This window comes from Streptomyces sp. 7N604 (genome assembly GCF_052245475.1).
In the GTDB taxonomy this organism is placed as follows: Bacteria; Actinomycetota; Actinomycetes; order Streptomycetales; family Streptomycetaceae; genus Streptomyces.
Map to the genome: position 1 here is coordinate 40,369 of NZ_JBQQBX010000028.1, position 15,799 is coordinate 56,167.

Here is a 15,799-nt window from a genome sequence, read left to right on the forward strand (position 1 = left end):
CTTCTCCTTGGGGGTGAATGCGGAGCCTGCTGGTTAACGAGAGCTGTCGGCGGGACTCTCGTCGGAAGCGTCAGGAGTCTCGGCGAGACTGAAACCCCGCCGGAACGCGGCCATCAGGCCCGGGTCGTGCTCCGCCTCCCGCTCGTCCCCCGTTGAGCGAGCGGTCGGTGTGTCCCGGAGCTCCGGGACGAGGTGTTCCTGCCTGCGACGCCGCGGCAGTTGCGGCCGCTCGTCCCTGGCATCGGTGTTGGGGGCACCGCCCGTGCCCTCACGGTCATGCGGAAGGGCGGGACCACGGTCGCGCGGTGCGGCAGGTTCCATGGCGCGGGCGTGCTGTTGCGGAATGGGAGTGGGCATGGCCAGGGGCTCGGGCTGCGGATGCGCCAGGGGCGGCGACGGTGCCACGGCCGGCTGTGCAGCCGGCTGCTGCACGGAGGGAGCGGTGGGAGCGGCCGGCGCGGCGGCCTGGTGGGCAGGCGGGTGCGCGGCCGGCTGCGCGCCGCCGTCCGCGGCGGCCTGGTGCGCTTCCGAGGCCTCGTCGCCCAGCAGGCCCTGCGGCACCACCAGAACGGCCTGGACACCGCCGTAGATGTTGCTCTGCAACTGCACGAGGATGCCGTGCCTGCGGGCCAGCGCGGAGACCACGAACAGGCCGATCCGGCCGTCCTGCAGCAGCTTGCCGACGTCGATGTGGTCCGGGTCGGCGAGCAGCGCGTTCATCCGCATCTGCTCCTCCCGCGGCATGCCGAGCCCCCGGTCCTCGACCTCGACTGCGAGCCCGGCGGTCACCTTCTGGGCGCGCAGCAGGACTTGGGTCTGCGGGGCGGAGAACACCGTGGCGTTCTCGACCAGTTCGGCCAGCAGGTGGATGACGTCCGCGACCGCGTGGCCGCGCAGCGTGCCCTCGATCGGCGGCACGAGCTTGACCCGCGAGTACTGCTCGACCTCGGCGATCGAGGAACGCAGCACCTCCGTCATGGTCACCGGGCGGCTCCACTGGCGGCGGGAGATGGCGCCGCCGAGCACCGCGAGGTTCTCGGCGTGCCGCCGGATGCGGGTCGCCAGGTGGTCGACGTGGAAGAGGCCCTTGAGCAGGTCCGGGTCCTCGACCTCGTTCTCCAGCTCGTCCAGAAGCTCGATCTCGCGGTGCACCAGGGACTGCAGCCGCCGGGCGAGGTTGACGAAGACCTCGACCTTCTCCTCGCTGCCGCCGGCGGTGCCCCGTACCAGCTGCGTCGCCTGTACGACGGCCGCCTCCGCCTGGCGCTGGGCCAGGGTCAGTTCGTGGGCGAGGAGGTCGATGGTGTCGCCCTCCGGCCGGGGGAGCGGGGCGAACGGGCGCTGCTGCAGCCGCTCGCCGCGGCCGAGCCGCTGCAGCAGCTCCTGCAGGTCCGACTGGGCTCGGGCGCCGGACCGGCGCAGCGCGGAGAGCCGCCGGGACACGGTACGGGCCTCGGCGTCGCCCGCGATGGCGCCGCCCAGCAGGACGCCGGCGCCGAGGACGGCGGCACCGGTCAGCACGCCCCAGGTCGCCGCGTCCGCGTAGCCCTCCTGGGAGCGCAGGACGAAGATGACGACAGCCGCCGAGAGTACGGAGACGAGGGCGGCGGGGAGCACGGCGAGGCGCACCAGGCGGGCCCGGGTGGCGGAGTCGGCCGCCGTCTCATGGGCTGGTGGCCTGCCGTGCCTCTTACCTGTGGGGGCCGCCGCGATCGGCCGCCCGGATTCCGGGCGCGCGGCATAGGTTGGAGGTTCAGGCATCGGGGTCCTCTCGATCAGCCAGTACGGGACACGCGGCAGGCGCACGTCAGGCTAACCGTCAACGCGGGTACACGATCGGACAGTTGGTGGCTTCGCTACCCTACGCCACCCTCATTCGGCGTACGTAATCACACAGAGATCAGTTGGTGTCGAATGCAGGTTCGTTGACCTGCAGGAACGATTCCGCCTGCGTTTCTCCGTGTGGTGTCCCGGGAGCCGGGTACTCGCCCGCAGTCCTGAGCGGGGAGGACCGACATGGATCACGAACAACTGCACGAGCTGGCGCAGCAGCTCCGCGTCGACGCCGTCCGCGCCGCCGACGCCGCCGGATCCGGCCATCCGACGTCGTCGATGTCCGCGGCGGACCTCATGGCCGTACTGCTGGCGAACCACCTCCAGTACTCCTTCGACCGGCCGGAACACCCCGGCAACGATCACCTGGTCTTCTCGAAGGGCCATGCCTCGCCCCTGCTCTACGCCCTGTTCAAGGCGGCGGGCGCGGTCCCCGACGACGAGCTGCTCAGCTTCCGCAGGCTCGGCAGCCGGCTCGAGGGGCACCCGACGCCGCAGCTGCCGTGGGTCGAGGTGGCCACCGGCTCGCTCGGGCAGGGCCTGCCGGTCGGCGTCGGCCTCGCCCTGGCGGGCAAGCGGCTCGACCGGCTGCCGTACCGAGTCTGGGTGCTGTGCGGCGACAGCGAGCTGGCCGAGGGCTCGATGTGGGAGGCGTTCGAGCACGCCGGACACGAGCGGCTCGACAACCTCACGGCCGTCGTCGACGTCAACCGGCTGGGGCAGCGCGGACCGACCCGCCACGAGTGGGACCTCGACGCGTACGCCCGCCGCATCCAGGCCTTCGGCTGGCACACGGTCGAGATCGACGGGCACGACACCGCCGCGATCGACGACGCGTACGCAAAGGCCAGGGTCACGGCCAGGCGGCCCACCGCGATCATCGCCCGCACCCTGAAAGGCCGGGGCGTGGCGGCCGTTGAGGACCGGGAGGGGTTCCACGGCAAGCCGCTGCCGGACGCGGCGGAGGCCGTGGCCGAGCTCGGCGGCGTACGCGACCTGCGGGTCGAGGTGCACGCCCCGCCCGAGGTGCACGACCCGCAGCGCCCCGCGTTCCCCCTGGAGCTGCCGCGCTACGGCATCGGCGAGAAGGCGGCGACCCGCACCGCGTACGGGCAGGCCCTCGCGGCGCTCGGCGCGGCGCGCTCCGACGTGGTCGCCCTCGACGGCGAGGTCGGCGACTCGACCCGGGCGGAGTTCTTCGCCAAGGACCACCCCGACCGGTACTTCGAGTGCTACATCGCCGAGCAGCAGATGGTCGCCGCCGCGGTCGGCATGCAGGCCCGCGGCTGGATCCCGTACGTCGCCACCTTCGCGGCCTTCCTCACCCGCGCGCACGACTTCCTGCGCATGGCCTCGGTGAGCCGCGCCCGCCTCGCCGTGGCCGGCTCGCACGCCGGTGTCTCCATCGGCGAGGACGGTCCCTCCCAGATGGGGCTCGAGGACCTCGCGCTCTTCCGCTCCCTCCACGGCAGCACCGTGCTCTACCCGTGCGACGCCAACCAGACCGCCCAGTTGGTGGCCGCGCTCGCCGACCGCCCCGGCATCGGCTACCTGCGCACCACCCGCGGCGACACCCCGGTCCTCTACGGGCCCGACGAAGAGTTCCCGATCGGCGGCAGCAAGGTGCTGCGCGCCTCGGACGAGGACCGGGTCACGCTGGTCGCCGCCGGGGTGACGGTCCATGAGGCGCTGGCGGCGGCGGAGCGGCTCGACGGGGAGGGCCTCCACACGCGCGTGATCGACCTCTACTCGCTCAAGCCTGTGGACGGCGAGGCGCTGCGCGCGGCGGCGGACGCGACCGGGTGCCTGCTCACGGTCGAGGACCACCACCCCGAGGGCGGCCTGGGCGACGCGGTGGCGGAGGCGTTCGCGGACGGCAGGCCCGTACCCCGGCTGGCCCGGCTGGCGGTACGCACCCTGCCCGCGTCCAGCACGCCCGCGGAGCAGTTGCACGCCGCCGACATCGACGCGGATGCCATCGTGGCGGCTGCCCGCAGGCTGGCCGACATCGTCGGCACTCCGGGCTGAATCGCCGGCACAGCGGGCTGAGGCGCTTCTCCTGGCCGCCCGTACTGGCTCGGCCCGCGATGCCGGCGTACCTGCTCAGCGGGTGGCGTAGCCGACGATGAAGAACACCGCGAAGAGCACGACCACGGCCATCAGGACGATCAGCGGCCACACGCCCCAGCCCTTGGCCGGGTTGTACGTCTCCCGCGGCCCGGCGCCGGAGAGGCCGCCCTCTCCCTGCGGCGTCTCCTCGGGTGGGACGCCGCCCGGCTCGGGGGTGCCGGGAACAGGCTGGGTTCCGGGTTCCGGATGCTTGTTGTTCATGGCCCCCGAGTGGGCAGCCGCCGCCGTTTCACACCTCCCGGGACCCGGAATCCCTACGGCAGCACTCAAGGCGGTGTCGAGCGGCCCGCTCGGGTCACTCGGGGAAGGGGAACGGGGGACGCCGACGTGAGGCATTTTTATCCGAGGCGGTGCTGATCATGCGCTACGACCAACTGGCGGGCCAGGTTCAGGCACGGGCGCAGCTGCCGGACCGGCAGTCCGCGGAACGGGCCGTGCGGGCCACCCTGGAGACCCTCGCCGAGCGGGTTCCCGACGGCTTGGCCGACCACTTTGCGGCCCAGCTCCCGGGCGAGGCCGCGGAGGCCCTGCGCCGCGTTGCCGCCTCCCACGAGGGCTCGCCGGAGGAGCGGGCGTACCGGCGCAACCACGGCGAGCGCTTCGACCTCACCGTCTTCCTGGGCCGGATCGCCTGGCGCGCGGGGACCGACGAGGAGGAGGCCATCCGCGAGGCGACCGCCCTTTTCGAGGTGCTGGACTCGGCCGTGAGCCCCGAGCTGATGGAGAAGCTGTACGAGTCGCTGCCGGGCGACATCCGGGCGCTGCTGCCCGAGGAGCGGGCTGCCCGCGGTGAAGGCCTGGAAGGACTGGAAGGCGCGGAGTCCGGCTGACCCCCCGGCTGTCCGCCGTACGGTCAGCGGCGCGGGCCCCGTTCGCGCTTGAGGCGATGCTCCACGACCAAGAGGTCCGTCAGCGCCAGCAGCGAGAGCACCGCGCAGACGATCGCGATCGCCCCGAGCGCCCCCGAGCTGGGTGAGCTGCCCGCGTCGGACCTGGCCCCCCAGATCGCGAAGAGCACGGCACCGGCCAGGAAGACCGGCGTGTAGATCACGGCCAGCACCATCCGCAGCCCGAGCGCGCTGCGGGCCGTGACCGGTTCGGTGCCGGCCCGTGGATGCCTGCGGCCGTACATGCCGGAGCGCGACCGGGGGACCGGGGCGTTCGGGTCGTCGGGGGAGACCGGAGCGTTCGGGTCCTCGGGGAAGGCCGGGAGATCCGGCCTCTCCGGCGGAACCTCCGGGGTGGCGTGGCCCGGCTCCTGCCTGTCGTCGCGCATGGCGTCCTCCCGTCATGGGGCACGCACCATCTGCACTTCCCAGAGTAGGCCGCCCAGCCTTCCGCCCGGCCTTCCGCACGGCCTCCGCACCGCTTCGCACCCGGCCCTATGCCCTTGCCCACGCCCGGCCCTGGCCCGCCCCCAACGCCTTCACCCGCTTGGGCTCCCGCGGCTGGCCGCCCGGTGGCGCACCTCCCAGGGTCGGAGAGGAGGAGCGACCGAAGAGAGGACCATGAGCCGTACGCACATACCGGCTCCGGCCGGCAGCACGGCGCTCGCCCGCCGGCCGTGGCGGCGCAGGGCGGCCTGCTGGGTGGCCTTCCTCTCGGTCGTGATCTCGACGGTCGCCCTCGTCGCCGTCGGCACCGCGCGCAGCACCGCCCTCAACCGCTCCTTCTACCAAGGGGTACTGGACGAGCAGAGGGCGTACGACCGGCTCTACGACGAGGTGCTGGTGGACCCGGAGTCCTCCGCCGTCACCCGCGAGATGCTGGCCCGCCTCCCCGTGCCGCAGGGCGTCGTCACCTCCAACCTCAAGACCGTCCTGCCGCCCGAGGCCGTACGGGCCCTGGCCGACCAGCAGATCGGCAACGCGGTGGGGTATCTGCGCGGGGAGCGGCCCGCGCTGCGGCTGACCGCCGACCTCAAGCCGGTGCTGGCCAACTTCGAGGACCTGATCCGGATCTACTTCGGCGACCTGATCGCCGCGGTGGAGGAGTGGCCGGCGGACGATGTGGACGCGATCGCGGCGGGCCTGCGCGGGGCGGTCCACGACCTCGGGCCCGGGGCCGAGGGGCAGCGGGCGGCCGCCGCGCTGCCGCCAGGCGTGCTCGCCCACCCGGACCTGCCCGCCGTCACCGAGGCCCTGCTGTCGGCCGTACCCGCCGAGGCCCGCGACACCCTGCGTTCCGGCATTGCCGCGGCGCTCGGTACCGGGGGCAGCCCGCCGGCCCGGACGCCGGCGGGCCCGCCGCCGCAGGGCGGCGACGGTGACCGGGCCGGTGCCGGGGAACTCCTCCTCCTGCGGGAGGGGACGCGCTGGCAGGTCGTCGCCGACCTCGAGGACCGCGACCCGGACGGGATCGCCCTGGTCCGCAAGGCGCGCTCCATCGCCCAGCTGGGCATGGGCCTTGTCCAGACACTGGCCGTGATCCTCGGGGCGAGCGGGCTCCTGGCGCTCTGGGCGGCCGTGCCCGGCACGCTCGCCCGCCGACTGACCGCCACCGGCGCGGCCGTGGCCACCGGCGGGGCGCTCGCCGCCGCGGGCGCGGGCATCGGCCGGCTCTTCGCCGGGGACGCCATGCCCGAGCCGTCCGCCTCCTGGCCGCCCTCGCTCGCGCGGCTCGTCGAGGATGTGCAGACCACGGCCGCCGACCGGCTGCTCGAGGCCGGTCTGCTGGCCGCCGCCGTGCCCCTGGCCGCCGGGCTCCTCACGGCCGGGACCGGTCTGCTGTGGCGGGCCGCGGGCAGGCGCCGCGCCGCCGGATCGCCGGTGCCCCGGCCCACGCGCGCGTGGGCCGTGACCGCGGGCGTCGCCGCGCTCGCCACCGCGGGCGCGGCGCTCGCCCCCACCGCGATCGGCGGCTCGGCGATCCGCCGCTGCCAGGGCTCGCCCGCCCTCTGCGAGCGGCGCTACGACGAGGTGGCCCAGCTCGCCGCCCACAACGCCATGGCCTCCACCGAGGACCGGTTCATCGGCCCGCTCCAGGACCGCGGCATCACAGCCCAGCTCGACGCGGGAGTGCGCGCGCTGCTCATCGACACGCACACCTGGGAGACGCCCGAGGAGGTGGCGGACCGGGTCAGGGGCTCCGGCCTCCACGGCCGTCTCTCCGGCACGGGCGCAGGGCTCACCCGGTTCATCACCCGGGTCAGCCCGCCGCGCGGCGGGCTGTGGCTGTGCCACGCCATGTGCCGGGGCGGCGCGGTCGCTCTCGTGCCCACGCTCCGGATGGTCGGAGCCTGGCTGGAGGACCACCCGACCGAGGTCGTCACCCTGATCGTGCAGGACGGCGTCGGCGGCGACGAGACCGTACGGGCCTTCCGCGAGGCCGGCCTCGAGCGCCTGCTGTACGTGCCGGACGACGACCCCGCGCGGCCCTGGCCGACGCTCGGCGAGATGGTCCGCGACGGGCGGCGCCTGGTGGTCTTCGCCGAGCGGGCCGACGGCCCCGCGCCCTGGTACCGGAACTTCTACCGGTACGCGATGGAGACCCCGTTCTCCTTCCGCAGCCCGCGGGAGATGAGCTGCGCGCCCAACAGGGGCGGCCGGGACAAGCGGCTGTTCCTCCTCAACCACTTCGTCACCGCGGGCGGCGGTAGCCGGCTGGACGCCGGCGAGGTCAACAGCCGCGACCGGGTCCTGGAGCGCGCCCTCGCATGTGAGCGGGAGCGCGGCAGGCCCGTCACCTTCGTCGCCGTCGACTACACGACGATCGGGGACGCCAAGGGCGCCGTGGACGCCCTCAACGCCGCCCGCTCGTCCCGGAACAGGAACGAGACCAGGGAGCCCGGCCGATGAGGAAGCACCGACGCAGCCAACGGACCAGTCGCCACAGGACCCTGTGCCACAAGACGCTGCGCCGCAGAACGCGCCGCCACGGCATATGGATGACGCTCGGTGCGCTGCTCGGCGCCGCCGTCACGGCGTGCAGCGGCCCGCCACCCAAGTCGGCACTCACCGGCGTCGGCACGGCGGCGCCCGCGCGGCCGTCCGGACCGCAGCGCGGCTTCACGCTCGTGGCCAGCGGGGACGTCATCCCGTACCCGACGATCATGAAGCAGGCACAGCAGGACGCGGACGGCGGCGGCCACGACTTCCGCAAGCTCCTCGCGGGCGTCCAACCCGTGGTCTCGGCCGCGGACATCGCGCTGTGCCACATGGAGACTCCCTACGGCGAGCCGGACGGGCCGTTCACCGGCTACCCGACGTTCGTCTCGCCGCCCCAGGTCGCGGAGGCCCTCAAGGACACGGGCTACGACTCCTGCTCGACGGCCTCGAACCACACCCTGGACGCGGGTGCCGCGGGGATACGCCGCACGCTCGACACCATGGACAGGGCCCGGCTGCGCCACGTGGGCTCGGCACGCTCGGCGCAGGAGGCGTCGAAGCCCGCCCTGCTGCGCGCGGGCAGCGCCACCGTCGCCCAGCTCTCGTACACCTACGGAACCAACGGCATACCCCTCCCCGAGGGCATGCCCTGGGCCGTGAACCGCATCGATCCGGACCGGATCCTCGCGGACGCCCGCGCGGCCCGCAGGGCCGGAGCCGACGTCGTCGTGCTGAGCGTCCACTGGGGCACGGAGTGGCAGGAGGAGCCGGACCGGATGCAACTGGACCTGGCGGACCGGCTGACCCGCTCGCGGTCCGGCGGCCGCCCCGACATCGACCTCGTCATCGGCACGCACAACCATGTGCCGCAGGCGTACGAGAAGGTCAACGGCACCTGGGTCGTCCACGGCCTCGGCGACCAGGTCGCCGGCGTGATGCAGGACCCCCGCGGCAACCATGGCTCCATAGCGCGCTTCACCTTCGAGCCGCCGCGGGAGGAGGGGCAGCGGTGGACCGTGAAGAAGGCCGAGTTCATCCCGCAGATGACGGACCGCGGGCCGCCGTGGCGGGTGGTGAATCTGGGCGAGGCGCTGCGCCGCGACCCCGGCAGGGACGACTACCGGCGTGTGCGGGACGGCATCCGCAAGGCGGTGCTGAGCCGCGGGGCGGCCGCCGACGGCCTCACCATGGCCGACCGCTGACCGCCCCGCGGCTCAGGACGTCCGCGCTTACGGACGTTCCGCGCTTACGGACTTCTGCGCCCACAGACTTCCGCCTACGGACTCGCCCTCCGCGCCGCTGACGGAGCGTCAGGTGCTGGCGGTGGGGCGTCCCGTGGGTCCGTGCCCCACGTCGACGGCCCGGGCCCGGCCGCGAACGCCAGATCCCGCCCTGCCCTGATGTCCTCCGTCGTGATCCAGGTCCTGGGCAGCTCCTTGCCACCGAGGCGGGCCGACTGCACGTAGCGCCCGGCGGCGCCCGCGCCCGGCGCCGTGATCAGGAAGCGGCCCCGCGGGTACCAGCGGCGGTCCAGCACGAGCTCCACCCGCTCGAACACGGGCGTCGAGAGACCCCAGGTGTCCGTGCCCGGGAACACCGGGAACACTCCGATCGACGACAGCACCATCCACGACGACATCGTGCCCAGGTCGTCGTTGCCCGTAATGCCGTCCGGCGCGTCCGTGAACAGGCTCAGCGCCGCGTGCACCACATCCGTCGTCTTGGCGGGGCTGCCGGTCGCGAGGTAGGTGTACGGAGCGATGAGATCCGGCTCGTTCTGCGGGTTGTACGTGTCCGCGTTGTCGTAGTCGTACGGGCCGCCCACCCACACCTCGCGCGCCGTGCCCTCCGGGTCCGAGCGGAGCCGGTCGTAGGCGAAGAAGGAGTCCAGACGCCGCTCGGTGGCCTCCCGGCCGCCGATGAGCGAGACCAGGCCCGGCAGGTCCTGCGGGACCAGCCACTGGTACTGCCACGCCGTGCCCTCGTGGAAGCCCTCGCTCCGCGCCGGGTCGGCGGGGCCCGTGAACGCGCCCTCGGCGTCCCGCGACCGGAAGAAGCCCGTCGACGCGTCGAAGACGTTGCGGTAGCTCTGGCCGCGCGCGGCGTAGCGCCCCGCGTCCTCCGTGTGCCCCAGCTTCCGGGCCATCTCCGCGAGTGCCGCGTCCGCGAGCGCGTACTCGAGCGTCGCCGAGCCCCCGTGGTGGAAGTCGGAGTCCCCGGGCTTGACCTTCTGCCGGTTCGGCTGGTGGGGGACGAATCCCTCCGCCAGGTACGCGCGGTTGGCGTCCCGGCCCGCGTACGGGGAACCGGGGGGCGGCACGCCGTCCGCGTTCTTCTTCAGCGCCCGGTACGCCTCCTCCTCATGGCCCTTCAGCAGGCCCTGCCGGTAGGCGTTCGTGAGGAACGGGGTCACCGGATCGCCGGTCATGATGTTCGTCTCGGCCGTGGCATAGCCCCACTTGGGCAGCCAGCCGCCCTGCTGGTCCACCTTCAGCAGCGACAGCGCCATGTCCCGCGATTCCTCCGGCGCGAGGAGGGCGAGCAGCTGGGCCTGGGTGCGGTAGGTGTCCCACAGAGACCAGTTCTGGTAGTACGTGAAGCCCTCTGCGCGGTGGACCTTCCGGTCCCAGCCGGTGTAGCGGCCGTCGACGTCCTGGCCCACATTGGGGTGCAGCAGGGCCCGGTAGAGGGCCGAGTAGAACGTGCGCCGCCGCGCGTCTCCGCCGCCCTGCACCCGTACCCGGCCGAGCCGCTCCTCCCACGCCCGCTGTGCTGCCGCCGCGGTGGCGTCGAAGGAGGTCCGGCCCTCGGCGTCGAGGTTCCGGGCGGCGCCGGCCCGGTCGACGTAGCTGATCGCGGTGACGGCCTCGACGTCCCGGTCGCCGGCGGTGGTGTCGAAGCGGACGTACGCGCCGCGGCGGCCGGATCCCTCGGACGCGTCGCCGCCCGCGGTGACCCGGTCGCCTTCCCAGGTGCCGTGGGAGGCGAAGGGGCGGTCGAACCGGGTGATGGTGTGGACGGTGTACGGCTCGCTCCGGTCGGTCCGCTGGCAGAAGCCGCTGCCGGTCACCGATGCGGCGACGGTGCGGTCGTCGAGGACGGTCACCTGACTGCTGGTCACCTTGTGCAGCGCCTGCCCCGTGTTGAGCAGGACGTTGGCCTTGTCCGTGGCCGGGAAGGTGTAGCGCTGGCGGCCGGTGTGCCGGGTGGCGCTCAACTCGGCGGTGATCCCGCCGTAGTCGGCGAGGCGGACTCTGTAGTGGCCGGGGGCGGCGGTCTCCTGGTCGTGGCTGAAGGAGGAGGCGTACGCGGCGTTGTCGCTGCTGGTGATGTCGCCCGTGGTCGGCATGACGGGCAGGTCGCCGCCGATGGCGCAGCCGACTCCGGCCAGGTGGACGGCGGAGAAGCCGCGGATGTGGGAGTCGTCCCAGTCGTAGCCGGTGTTGTGGCCGGTGTCGGGGGAGAGCTGGACCATACCGAAGGGGACGGCGGCGCCCGGGAACGTGTTGCCCTCGTTGCGGGTGCCGATGAAGGGGTTGACGAGGTCGGTGAGCCGCTCGGTCGGCACGGGCTCCGGCCGGGGCAGGGGGCCGCGGCCGTCCTCGACGGCGCCGGTCCGGGCCGCTGCCGCGGCGTCGGCGCCGTCCGCGGCGGCGGGCGCGAGGCCGCCGCCGAGCACGGCGGCGAGCAGAGCCACGGCGGCTCCCACCCGTACGGGGCCGCGCGTGCGGCGCCCGCGGCGTTCGATCCATGCCATTGAACGGCCTCCACACGGGTGACAACGTTGTCCAAGATCCGTGCCAGGCTCGCCGCCCGTGAAGGGCAAGTCAAGGACCGTTGACACCCGGGGAGTTCGCGTCCTGTTCCGGTTCCGGGTGGGGGAGGAGCCGCCGAGAGCTCGGGCACACGGGGACGCCGGGCGGGGCGGCACGCGGGATCCGCCCTGCCAGGTTCGGCGCGACCGTAAGGGGAACCCGGGGCGCGGACCGTTCACACCGTTCCGAAACCTCACACCGCACTGTCGACCCGTCAGGAAAGGACCATGAGCCGACCGCGCATCGTGATCGTCGGAGCCGGCTTCGCCGGCTACCAGACCGCCCGTACGCTGTCCCGCCTCGCCCGTGATGCCGCAGAGATCGTGCTGGTCAACCCCAACGACTACTTCCTGTACGTGCCGCTGCTGCCCGAGGTCGCGACCGGCGTCCTCGAACCCCGCAGGGTGTCCGTGTCGCTCACCGGCACCCTGCCGCGCGTCCGCCTCGTCCTCGGCACCGCGGACTGGATCGACCTCCAGGCGCGCCGTCTCGGCCTGACCGACCCCGAGGGCAACCGCCGGGACCTCACCTACGACCGGCTGGTCCTCGCGGCGGGCAGCGTCAACAAACTGCTGCCCGTGCCCGGTATCACCGAGCACGCCCACGGCTTCCGCGGCATGCCCGAGGCGCTCTACCTCCGCGACCACATCACCCGTCAGATCGAGCTGGCGGGCTCGGCCGAGGACCCGCAGGAGCGGGCCGCCCGCTGCACCTTCGTGGTCGTCGGCGCCGGGTACACCGGTACCGAAGTCGCCACCCACGGAAAGCTGTTCACCGACGGGCTGGCCGCGCAGCACCCGGTGCTGCGCGATGAGCAGCCGCCGCGCTGGCTGCTGCTGGACATCGCCCCCCGCGTCCTGCCCGAGCTCGCGGAGCACATGTCCGCAACCGCCTCCCGCGTACTGGCCCGGCGGGGAGTGGAGGTGGCCACCGGCACGTCCGTGGAGGAGGCGGTCAAGGAGGGCGTGCACCTCACCGACGGCCGGTTCGTCCCCAGCCGCTCGCTGATCTGGTGCGTCGGCGTACGGCCCGACCCGCTCGTCGACGACCTCGGCCTGCCCACCGAGAAGGGGCGGCTGATCGTCGACGAGTACCTGGGCGTGCCGGGCTTCCGGGATGTGCTGGCCTGCGGCGACGCCGCTGCGGTTCCCGATCTGACCAGGCCGGGGCAGATCACGTCGATGACCGCACAGCACGCGTCCCGCCAGGGCAGGACGGCCGCGCACAACCTCGCCGCCTCCTTCGGGCAGGGCGAGCGCCGCGCGTACAAGCACCGGGACCTGGGCTTCGCCGTCGACCTCGGCGGTTTCCAGGCGGCGGCGGATCCGCTGGGGGTACCCCTGTCGGGGCCGGCCGCCAAGGCGGTGACGCGCGGCTACCACCTGGTGGCCATGCCGGGGAACCGGGTGCGGGTGGGGGCCGACTGGCTGCTCGACGCCGCGCTGCCGCGGCAGGCCGTACAGCTCGGACTCGTGCGCTCGGACGCCGTCCCGCTGGAGAACACGGCACCGGAGACGCCCGTGCTGCGGCAGCGCTGAGGGGGAGTGCCGCCATGGGCTGAGGCTGGTTCGGCACCGCCCCTCCCCAACGTGGTGGTTGTTCGCCGCCGACGGCGGAAAGATCTTGGCGGTGACCCGCCCTGGTGGCTGCCCGCAGCCGCCGCGGCAGTTCTTCCCGCCGCAGGCGGCGAGACGTCCGTCTGCGCGGACCCGCGGTGCCGAACTCGCCTCGGCCACATCCGGCGAATCTGCCGCCCGGCGCAGGGCACTGGCAGACTGGGAGCATGCCGGAGCTGCCCGAGGTCGAAGCACTCACCGGGTTCCTGTCCGAGCACGTGGTCGGCAGGACCGTCGCGCGCGTGTACCCGGTCGCCGTGAGCGTCCTCAAGACGTACGACCCGCCGGTCAGCGCGCTCGACGGCAGTACGTTCACCGCGGTCGGCCGGCACGGCAAGTTCCTCGATCTGTCGGCCGACGACGGGCTGCACTTCGTCGTCCACCTCGCCCGCGCCGGATGGCTGCAGTGGAAGGAGAACCTTCCCTCGGCGCCGCCCCGGCCCGGCAAGGGCCCGCTGGCCCTGCGGCTGCACCTCGCCGAGCCCCAAGGAACAGGGTTCGACCTGACCGAGGCGGGAACCCAGAAGCGCCTCGCGGTGTATCTCGTACGGGACCCCGCGGAGGTGCCCGGCATCGCTCGGCTGGGCCCGGACCCGCTGGCGGTCGGCTTCACCCTGGATGCCTTCGCGGGCCTGCTGGGCGGTGAACGCCGTCAGATCAAGGGCGTGCTCCGCGACCAGAGCGTGATCGCCGGAATCGGCAACGCGTACTCGGACGAGATCCTGCACGCGGCGAAGATGTCACCTTTCAAACTCGCCGCGAGCCTGACGGAGGAGGAGACGGCGCAGCTGTACGAGGCGGTGGGGAGCACGCTGCGGGAGGCCGTCGAACGGTCGCGCGGGCTGGCGGCCGGCAAGCTGAAGGCCGAGAAGAAGAGTGGGCTGCGGGTGCACGGGCGCACCGGGCAGCCCTGCCCCGTCTGCGGGGACACGATCCGCGAGGTGTCCTTCAGCGATTCGTCGCTGCAGTACTGCCCCACCTGCCAGACCGGCGGGAAGCCGCTCGCGGACCGCCGGCTGTCCCGGCTGCTCAAATAGTCCCTCTGCTGCTCAGAACTGCCGTTCTCGTCATTCCGCCCCGGTCCCGGCCCGCTCCGCCTTCGCGAGCTCGGAGTTCCGGTAGGAGTAGCCGAAGTAGATGAGGAGCCCGATCACGAACCAGACCGCGAAGCGCACCCAGGTGTGCCACTGCAGGTAGGTGATCAGCCAGATGGAGGCGGCCACACCGAGTGCGGGCACGAACGGCATCCACGGGCAGCGGAACTCGCGGTGCAGATCGGGCCGCCGGTGGCGGAGCACGATCACGGCGGTGCACACGACCGCGAAGGCGAGCAGGATGCCGATGTTGGTCAGCTCCGCCGCCTCCCCGATCTTCACGAACCCGGCGATCCCGGCGGAGGCCACACCGACGATCCAGGTCACGCGCGTCGGCACGTGCCGGGTCGGGTGCGTCTTGGCGAACCAGTGCGGCAGCAGCCCGTCGCGGCTCATCGAGAACCACACCCGGGTCACGCCGAGCATGAAGGTGAACATCACGGTGAGGATGCCGATGATCGCGCCCACCGCGATCACGTCCGCGATGCCGCTCAGCCCCACCGACTTGAAGGCGGTCGAGAAGCCGCTCTCCGGGTCGATCTCCGTGAAGGTCTGCATACCCGTCAGAACCAGGCAGGCCAGTACATACAGCACCATCGAGATGGCGAGCGAGTAGATGATCGCCTTGGGCATGTGCTTCTGGGCGTCCTTGGACTCCTCGGCGGCGGTGCTCATCGCGTCGAACCCGAAGACCGCGAAGAAGACCGTCGCGGCTCCCGTGAACGCGCCCCCGATGCCGTACGGGAAGAAGGGGCTGTAGTTGTCCGTCGAGATGTGGAAGAAGCCGACGCCGATGACCAGCAGGACGACCAGCACCTTCAGGAACACGACGACGGTCTCGAAGCGGGCGGCGTTCTTGATGCCGAGGTTCAGCAGATAGGCGACGAACAGGCACAGAACGACGGCGAAGAGGTCCACGCGGTGCCCCTCGCCCGTGCCCGGTGCGCCGAGCATCCAAGCCGGTAGATCGAGACCGACCTCGCCCAGCAGGAAGTTGAAGTACCCGGAGATACCGATCGCGACGACCGCGACGATGGCCGTGTACTCCAGCAGGAGGTCCCAGCCGATGAACCAGCCCGCGAACTCGCCCAGTACCGCGTAACCGTAGGTGTAGGCGGAACCGGCCTTCGGAATGAGGCCCGCGAACTCCGCGTAGGAGAAGGCGGCTGCCGCTGACGCCACGCCCGCGATGAGGAACGACACCAGAACGGCAGGCCCTGCCGTGCCGTTCGCGACGGTGCCGGCCAGAGCGAAGATGCCGGCGCCGATGATGCCCCCGATGCCGATGGCGGTCAGCTGCCACAGGCCCAGCGTGCGGGTGAGCCGCTCGCTCGGAGCGCCTTCCGCCTCTTCGATGTGCTCGATCGGTTTCCGGCGCAGTACGCCGTGTCCCTCCCCCGGACTCCGTCCGGGGGGACCGCCAAGCCCGGCCATGATGTGTCCTCTCCGTAGGCAGCTGACGGCCGCTCATGATGGCGGAGCGC

At 72.9% G+C, this 15,799-nt stretch carries 11 protein-coding genes; 6 read left to right on the forward strand and 5 right to left on the reverse strand.

Features of this window, described 5'->3' with window-relative positions:
- Window positions 1-33 precede the first annotated feature (33 nt).
- Window positions 34-1,761 carry a sensor histidine kinase gene (locus ACTWP8_RS28125; RefSeq protein WP_443324898.1) on the reverse strand — a complete coding sequence of 576 codons (1,728 nt, stop codon included), beginning with the start codon at window positions 1,759-1,761 and terminating at the stop codon, window positions 34-36.
- A 255-nt stretch (window positions 1,762-2,016) separates the two neighbouring features.
- On the opposite strand from ACTWP8_RS28125, the gene ACTWP8_RS28130 reads away from it, so the two are divergent.
- Complete coding sequence (locus tag ACTWP8_RS28130) at window positions 2,017-3,861, forward strand: transketolase (RefSeq protein WP_443324899.1); 1,845 nt, start codon at window positions 2,017-2,019, stop codon at window positions 3,859-3,861.
- 75 nt (window positions 3,862-3,936) lie between these two features.
- Here the strand turns inward: ACTWP8_RS28130 and ACTWP8_RS28135 are convergent, their stop codons facing one another.
- A complete protein-coding gene (locus ACTWP8_RS28135; protein ID WP_443324900.1) occupies window positions 3,937-4,164 on the reverse strand; it encodes a DUF6480 family protein in 228 nt (75 codons plus the stop codon).
- A 158-nt stretch (window positions 4,165-4,322) separates the two neighbouring features.
- On the opposite strand from ACTWP8_RS28135, the gene ACTWP8_RS28140 reads away from it, so the two are divergent.
- Window positions 4,323-4,793, forward strand: coding sequence for a DUF2267 domain-containing protein (locus tag ACTWP8_RS28140; RefSeq protein ID WP_443324901.1), 471 nt, complete (start codon window positions 4,323-4,325; stop codon window positions 4,791-4,793).
- Window positions 4,794-4,816: 23 nt separating this feature from the next.
- Here the strand turns inward: ACTWP8_RS28140 and ACTWP8_RS28145 are convergent, their stop codons facing one another.
- Complete coding sequence (locus ACTWP8_RS28145) at window positions 4,817-5,239, reverse strand: DUF6343 family protein (protein ID WP_443324902.1); 423 nt, start codon at window positions 5,237-5,239, stop codon at window positions 4,817-4,819.
- 232 nt (window positions 5,240-5,471) lie between these two features.
- Here ACTWP8_RS28145 and ACTWP8_RS28150 point away from each other — a divergent pair, with 232 nt between their 5' ends.
- On the forward strand, window positions 5,472-7,760 hold the full coding sequence (locus ACTWP8_RS28150) for a hypothetical protein (protein ID WP_443324903.1): 2,289 nt from the start codon (window positions 5,472-5,474) through the stop codon (window positions 7,758-7,760).
- An 89-nt stretch (window positions 7,761-7,849) separates the two neighbouring features.
- The gene (locus ACTWP8_RS28155; protein WP_443324964.1) at window positions 7,850-8,992 is read left to right on the forward strand and encodes a CapA family protein; all 1,143 of its coding nucleotides are present in this window, start codon (window positions 7,850-7,852) and stop codon (window positions 8,990-8,992) included.
- A gap of 74 nt (window positions 8,993-9,066) precedes the next feature.
- Here the strand turns inward: ACTWP8_RS28155 and ACTWP8_RS28160 are convergent, their stop codons facing one another.
- Window positions 9,067-11,547 carry a GH92 family glycosyl hydrolase gene (locus ACTWP8_RS28160; protein WP_443324904.1) on the reverse strand — a complete coding sequence of 827 codons (2,481 nt, stop codon included), beginning with the start codon at window positions 11,545-11,547 and terminating at the stop codon, window positions 9,067-9,069.
- 285 nt (window positions 11,548-11,832) lie between these two features.
- Here ACTWP8_RS28160 and ACTWP8_RS28165 point away from each other — a divergent pair, with 285 nt between their 5' ends.
- Together ACTWP8_RS28165 and ACTWP8_RS28170 are read left to right on the forward strand one after the other, a co-directional pair.
- Window positions 11,833-13,143 (forward strand): NAD(P)/FAD-dependent oxidoreductase, encoded by a 1,311-nt coding sequence (locus ACTWP8_RS28165; RefSeq protein WP_443324905.1) that lies wholly within the window; start codon window positions 11,833-11,835, stop codon window positions 13,141-13,143.
- 245 nt (window positions 13,144-13,388) lie between these two features.
- Window positions 13,389-14,258 (forward strand): Fpg/Nei family DNA glycosylase, encoded by an 870-nt coding sequence (locus ACTWP8_RS28170; protein ID WP_443324906.1) that lies wholly within the window; start codon window positions 13,389-13,391, stop codon window positions 14,256-14,258.
- Between the two features lie 30 nt (window positions 14,259-14,288).
- On the opposite strand, the gene ACTWP8_RS28175 is transcribed toward ACTWP8_RS28170, so the two are convergent.
- Window positions 14,289-15,749, reverse strand: coding sequence for an amino acid permease (locus tag ACTWP8_RS28175; RefSeq protein WP_443324907.1), 1,461 nt, complete (start codon window positions 15,747-15,749; stop codon window positions 14,289-14,291).
- Window positions 15,750-15,799: the final 50 nt, after the last annotated feature.